General features: G+C 64.6%; 6 protein-coding genes and 1 pseudogene. 2 read left to right on the forward strand and 5 right to left on the reverse strand.

All coding sequences use genetic code 11. From position 1 onward, the window contains the following. Window positions 1–78: 78 nt before the first annotated feature. Entirely contained in the window at window positions 79–330 is a 252-nt protein-coding gene (locus OXS49_RS32175; protein ID WP_267428594.1) for a hypothetical protein, read from the reverse strand. A 95-nt stretch (window positions 331–425) separates the two neighbouring features. Between OXS49_RS32175 and OXS49_RS32180 the strand changes: the two are divergent. Together OXS49_RS32180 and OXS49_RS32185 are read left to right on the forward strand one after the other, a co-directional pair. Next, window positions 426–1,302 (forward strand): annotated as a pseudogene (locus tag OXS49_RS32180) (integrase core domain-containing protein). Between the two features lie 351 nt (window positions 1,303–1,653). Next, window positions 1,654–2,031, forward strand: a complete 378-nt coding sequence (locus OXS49_RS32185) for a methylamine utilization protein (RefSeq protein WP_267428595.1) — start codon at window positions 1,654–1,656, stop codon at window positions 2,029–2,031. A gap of 40 nt (window positions 2,032–2,071) precedes the next feature. Here OXS49_RS32185 and OXS49_RS32190 read toward each other — a convergent pair whose 3' ends face one another. The 4 genes from OXS49_RS32190 to OXS49_RS32205 all read right to left on the reverse strand — a co-directional run bounded on the left by OXS49_RS32190 (window position 2,072) and on the right by OXS49_RS32205 (window position 5,912). After that, the gene (locus OXS49_RS32190) at window positions 2,072–3,100 is read right to left on the reverse strand and encodes an HD domain-containing phosphohydrolase (protein WP_267428596.1); all 1,029 of its coding nucleotides are present in this window, start codon (window positions 3,098–3,100) and stop codon (window positions 2,072–2,074) included. 10 nt (window positions 3,101–3,110) lie between these two features. Next, window positions 3,111–3,674, reverse strand: a complete 564-nt coding sequence (locus OXS49_RS33745) for a PilZ domain-containing protein (protein WP_267428598.1) — start codon at window positions 3,672–3,674, stop codon at window positions 3,111–3,113. Window positions 3,675–3,812: 138 nt separating this feature from the next. Next, the gene (locus tag OXS49_RS32200) at window positions 3,813–4,136 is read right to left on the reverse strand and encodes a hypothetical protein (RefSeq protein ID WP_267428599.1); all 324 of its coding nucleotides are present in this window, start codon (window positions 4,134–4,136) and stop codon (window positions 3,813–3,815) included. 291 nt (window positions 4,137–4,427) lie between these two features. After that, a complete protein-coding gene (locus OXS49_RS32205) occupies window positions 4,428–5,912 on the reverse strand; it encodes a PAS domain-containing methyl-accepting chemotaxis protein (RefSeq protein ID WP_267428600.1) in 1,485 nt (494 codons plus the stop codon). Window positions 5,913–6,095: the final 183 nt, after the last annotated feature.

Raw genomic sequence — 6,095 nt, forward strand, 5'->3', positions numbered from 1 at the left:
CGAGTCTGAGAGCTGCAAGCAGGCGCCGCCTGAGCGGTAACGCTCGCCGGGCGGCCATCCCATCCCGGCTCGTGCGGCCTAACAGGGCTTCTGGCCTGCGCTCCACTCGCCCGTCAGCTTCAGCGTCGCCTTGTAGATCACCGTCCCGGCCCCATCGCGGACAACGGCAGAGAAGGTTCGGCCATCGCCGTCCGGCATCTTCTCGCGGGCCATATCCGGCAGTGACGCTTGAGCCATCTGTCGAGCCGCTTCGGCGTCGACCAGGATTTGGCCTTCCTCATCCTCAACGAACGTGTCGTCGTCATTGGTGTCGATGAAGTAGCGCGGCATGGCGTCATCCGAGCGTGTGACCCTGACCCAGCAAACTGGTCCGCGTCGAGCGCAAGTTTTTCGGGCATCCTGAACCCTGAAGGAGGGTGGATGCCATGCCTCGCAAACGCTTCACGAACGAGCAGATCGCCTTTGCCCTGCGGCAGGCGGAGAACGGCGCGACGGTGGACGAGGTCTACCGGAAGATGGGTGTGTCCGAGCCGACATTTTACCGCTGGAAGAAGCAGTTCGTCGGCATGGGCGTGCCGGAGATCCGGCGGCTGAAGCAGTTGGAGGATGAGAACAGCAAGCTCAAGCGGCTGGTCGCCGACCTGACGCTGGACCGCTCCATGCTGCAGGACGTGCTCAAGCGAAAGTGGTGAGGCCCGCCGCTCGCCGCGAAGTCGCCGGTCACCTGCAGGTGGCCTACGGCATCAGCGAGCGTCGGGCCTGTCAGGCCACCGGCTTCGGCCGCTCGTCTCAGCGCTACCGGAAGCGCGCCGATCCGCAGGTAGCTCTGCGCATGCGGCTGAAGGAGCTCGCTGCCGCGCGGGTGCGCTACGGCTACCGACGGCTGCACATCCTACTGCGACGGGAGGGCGGGGAGGTGAACCACAAGCGCACCTACCGGATCTATCGCGACGAGGGACTGTCGATCCGGCCCAAGCTGCCCAAACGCAAACGGGCCTACGGGTCGACAATGGACCGGAGTTCGCCGGGCGCATGCTCGACCAATGGGCGTACCTGAACGGGGTCGAGATCGACTTCTCACGACCGGGCAAACCGACAGACAACGCCTACATCGAGTCGTTCAACGGCCGCCTACGGGCGGAATGTCTGAACGCCTCGTGGTTCCTGTCGCTGGCCGATGCCCGCGAGCGCATCGAGGACTGGAGGTGCCACTACAACGAAGATCGGCCCCATACGGCCCTGGGCGGCTTGACGCCCCGGGCCTTCGCCAACCAAGCTGTCACAGCCCGAGAACTTGCATAGGCCGTGGACCACAAACCGGGTCAACTCCAACATGGCTCGAAGCCATACCTCAGGGAGGACCACTTCCCAGGGGGCAGGCCATGGCGCGATGCTGCCCGGTGTGCCACGGCCACGTGTCGATCCACGTCAACAGCACGGCGCAAGGTAGCCTCTAGCTTCAGCATCGCCGGGCGCACGATGGTTACCCACTGATATCGACCTGGTTCACGGGCGAGGCCACGCCGCATCAGCAGGTCCTGGACTAACCTGCATGGTTTCGCGGTACGCGGGCCGATCACAACCACTTGATTTTAGATCTGAATACAAAAATTTGTGACGCTTTTAACTTCTTTAGGATTGATAATAGCGTCATTGACGCAGCGTTCGGTACATACAATGCAGCCATGCAACCGCAAAGTGGTATCGATGGTGCTGCTAGGAGTGCTCGGGTCGATCACCATGACGGGTGCGGCCATCGCAACCTTGCCAGACATCGATCACATCATCTCGCAGAAGGGCAAGCGTTTCGGCCCCCAGGACGTCGCACTCCGCGTCGGCGAGCACATCACGGTGGTCAACGATGACGACAACTTCGTCCATCAGGCCTACGTCGAAACCGAGGCGTTCACCTTCGACTCCGGCGATATCGAGCCGGGCGCCAGGGCCGTCATCACCTTCCCGACCGAAGGCGATTTCGCCGTCCTGTGCGGCGTTCACCCGAAGATGAAGCTCGTCGTTCACGTGCGGTAGGCGCGTTACCTACCGCGCCGACGATACCGGTGCGTTCCGCCTAGACGGGAGCATCGAAGGCTGCCGCTATAGGTCGGAATGCGCGGGTTAGATCACCATCCAACTGCCCGACCATGCCTTGCAAGATGCTGTAGGCCTCCCCGCCCGACATCGGCGCACGGTAGCTGCGCCGTTCTACCAGCGCGCCGTAGACGTCGCAGACGGTCACCAGCCGCACGAAGTCCGGGATCTCCCACCCCTTGAGGCCGTCCGGATAGCCGGTCCCGTCCAGCATCTCGTGGTGCGAGCGAACAGCCGCAAGCAAATCTGCGTCGAAGTCTCCCTGCGCGAGCATGGCGTGGCCGCGGGCGGCATGCGTGCGCATCACCACCATCTCCGAATGGTTGAGGCGTCCAGGCTTGTTCAGGATCTCCAGCGGCACGTGGATCTTGCCGACGTCGTGCAGCAGGGCGGCCTTCGTCAGGCGATGGCGATCGGCCGTGCGCAGGCCGAGCGCGCCCGAAAAGGCGGCGGCCAGAGCCGCTACGATCAGGCAGTGCTGATGGGTGGCGTCGTCGAACTGCCGGACCGCCCGTACCCAGTCGTAGACGCCGTTTTCGCTGACGGCACGCACGACCAAGTCAGTTCCGGCATCGGCTACGTCTGGCGTGATCGCGCCGCCTGAGAAGAGAGCGCCCTGGAAGAACTGCCGAGCCTCGGCGGCCGTCGTTCGTGCGGAAGTGGGGATCGGCGAGCCCCGCAATCGATTCAGGGCAATCGACATCTGCTGCAGGTTGGCCGTAGCGCTTGCGCCCAGGATCCGCGCCTGCGCCTCGGCTCGCGCCGCGTTGCCATGCATGAGGAAGAGGTACGGCAGATCACCGACCCGGACCTGCGTCAGCACGCGGCGCAGGCGAATGATCGCGTCGGAGGTGAGCGCTTCGACGTCACTGACGATCATGTCGAACTGGGGAGGCGGTAGCTTGTCCCCGTAGAGATCGTGGACGTGACAAGCGCCACGCCCACAAAGCTCGCGGGCGAGGCGCTGGCCACGCTGGACGTCGTCGGTGATCAGCAGGACCGCCCTCATCGCCGCCCCCTCAGAGGATAACATGTTCGTTGAAGGTCAGCGGGCCGAACGGCATCCGGAATGCCACGCCGATCCCCTCAGCGGTATGGCGCACCACTGTCGCGTAGCGCTTGCCCATCGTCACGAGCGCTCCGACCCTCGGCCGCTCGTTTAACAGCAGGGCGGCGCCGGTCATGGAAAGATCGGCGACGATTGCTTCGGCCGCTTCCGCATCCTGAAGCCTGATCTGTACCGCACGGTGGACCGGGACGATGCGGGCTGCCTTGCGTTGGTCGTTTCGCGTCTCGGCGCTGCGCAGCCAAGCCAACCGCGCCTCGATCCTGGAGCGACGTTCGGGGTTGGCGATGACCTGCAGGGCGAAACCACCCGGGAGGTCGTGCAGCACGACGCCATCGACCAGCCCGATGTTGTCGAGGTAGCAGGCGACGCGCGCCCCGCTTTTGGGAAGCGCTCCCTGCGCGACGCGATGCAGTTCGATGACGTCGAGGGCCGAAACATCGGCCAGGCACGCGACATCCTCGCCGCCGAGCAGGCAGTATCTACCCTTGGTTGTAATCCTGTGTTGATCAACCACGGAAGTTGTCTCCGCCGACGTGTACAGTGCAGCGTGGCACCGACCTGGTTTACGACATCTCTAAACCTCAACGAAATTCAGGTATCGACCGCTGCCGTAATGACGCGGGTTTTGTCTGACGGGGCTGGCGTGCCGCCTTTACCCGATACGTGCGGCACAGCTCTCCACCTGCCCTAGGAACTGGTCGATGTAAGCCAGTCCCGTACTAGCCTCGGCGCGCAGGGTCGCGTTGACGGCATCGATCCGCGCATCACCGCTCGGCGGCCGCGCCTGCAGATCGGCGATCACCGCGGCGAGTTGCTCGCGTTTGGCCAGTAGATCCGCCCGGATCGCGTCGACCCGCGCGCCCGACAACGTCGCTGCATGTCCCTCTTGCAGCAGCTCTATCGCCCTAACATCGACGGCGGCGAGCGCGGACGTAGCGCCGTGATCGCATTGCAGCGGGATAAGCATGCCCGTCACAGCTGCGCCTCTCCCAAGTCAGGGTCTCTCATGCTGTCCACCTAACCGACAGCATCGGAAGTGTGCTCACGTAGGCCAGCTTTCAGCCGACGCTTCAGCGCCTCGGCTTCCGCCAGGGCCCAGGCCAGATGCCGATGCGGCGCCATCCGGCGGTCGAACACAGCGTTGATCCGGGTACAGCTCGCCGCGTCAGGTTCTCTCGGGTTGTCGACAGCGGCACGAAGTAGGTCCCCGAGCGCGCTATCAAGGCTGGCCCGCACAGCGGCCTCCTCACCCGTGTCGTTCATGACTTCAGCCCACAGCCCGCGCCGCCGATCGAACCTGCTGGGTGGCGGCATCGACCTGTTCGCTCGCCCGGGCGATCGCCTCCATGCCGCCAGCGATCGTCGCCACCCCGTGGGCGGCTGTGTGCATGCTGCCCGACATCTCCCGCGTGACGGCCGACTGTTCCTCGACAGCCGCGGCGATCGCTGCGGAGACTTCGTCGAGGGATCGGATCGTGCCCTGGATCGAGCCGATCGCGCCCACCGCCTCACGCGTGGCCGCCTGGGTCGCGGTGATCTGCACACGGATCTGGTCCGTCGCCTTGGCGGTTTGCTCGGCCAGGGCTTTCACCTCGGACGCTACGACCGCGAAGCCCTTGCCGGACGCGCCGGCCCGGGCCGCCTCGATCGTCGCGTTGAGCGCCAGCAGGTTGGTCTGCGAGGCGATCCCCTGGATCATCGTCACGACTTCGCCGATCTGCGCCGCCTGCCCGCTGAGACCCTCGACGATGCCGCCGGTGTGACGGGCCTGCTCGACCGCTTCCCCGGCCATGCGCGCGGCGTGGCTGACCTGCTGGCTGATCTCGCCGACGGACGCCGACAGCTCCTCCGCGCCCGAGGCCACAGCTTGGATGTCGCTCGATACCTGTCCGACGATGCCGGCCGCATCTGCGGTCTGCCGGGTGACGGCCTCGACCGCGGTGCCGATTGCGTCGAGATCTGTGCCGATCGCACGTTGAGCATCAGCTCGACGCTGGCGGTCCTGCACCTGCACGGTGATGTCGGCAGCGAACTTCACCACCTTGAGCACCGTACCATCCACGTCCTTGATCGAGTTGTAGCTCCCCTGGATCCACATCTCGCGGCCACCCCTGGCGATGCGCCGGAACTCGCCCGCAGCGAACTCCCCCCGACCCAGCCGTTCCCAGAACCCGCGGTAGGCCGCTCCTTGCTGCTCGGCAGCATCCACGAACATGCTATGATGCCGGCCGCTGATCTCGTCGAGCCGATAGCCGACTGCGTCGAGGAAGTTCTGGTTGGCCTCCAGGATCGTTCCGGTCGGATCGAAGGCGATCACCGCTTGTGAACGGTGCAAGGCGGCGATCTGGCCGTCGCTGTCCAGCGCACGCAGCTTCTGCGCGGTGATGTCGGCGGCGAACTTGACGACCTTCACGACGCGCCCGGCGCGGTCGAGCACGGGGTTGTAGCTCGCCTGGATCCAGACGGCTCGACCGCCCTTGGCCAGCCGCTTGAACTCGGCGGACTGGTAGGTGCCTCGCCGCAGGGCATCCCAGAACGCGCGGTACTCGGCGCCATCGCGGTAGGCTGGCTCGACGAACATCCCGTGATGCTGCCCCTGCACCTCGGGCAGGGTGTAGCCCATCGCGTTCAGGAAGTTGGCGTTGGCAGTGAGGATGGTGCCGTCTGGAGTGAACTCGATGACGGCTTGCGAGCGGTCGAGCGCGTTGAGTTTGGCGGCCTGATCCGCATGCGTGCGCATTCCATTGAACATGGTTTTCTCCTCCCGAGATCGTTGAGGCTGTTCGACAGCGGCTCGGGAGGTCGGCGATCGGCGAAGCGGTCCGCCGACGCATCACCCTGTTCTATCTCAGCACACGTTAATATTACGGGGTATTTGTTAATTATGTGTTATGGGACTTGGATACAACTGATGATTGATTATAATCCAAATCAA

Origin of the sequence: Methylobacterium sp. GC_Met_2, from assembly GCF_026540795.1 — a bacterium.
Taxonomy (GTDB): Bacteria; Pseudomonadota; Alphaproteobacteria; order Rhizobiales; family Beijerinckiaceae; genus Methylobacterium.

Excerpts from the sequence above, each read along its gene's own strand:
- OXS49_RS32175 (WP_267428594.1), bottom strand. The coding sequence starts at position 330 with ATGCCGCGCTACTTCATCGACACCAATGACGACGACACGTTCGTTGAG.
- OXS49_RS32190 (WP_267428596.1), bottom strand. The coding sequence starts at position 3,100 with ATGAGGGCGGTCCTGCTGATCACCGACGACGTCCAGCGTGGCCAGCGC.
- OXS49_RS32205 (WP_267428600.1), bottom strand. The coding sequence starts at position 5,912 with ATGTTCAATGGAATGCGCACGCATGCGGATCAGGCCGCCAAACTCAAC.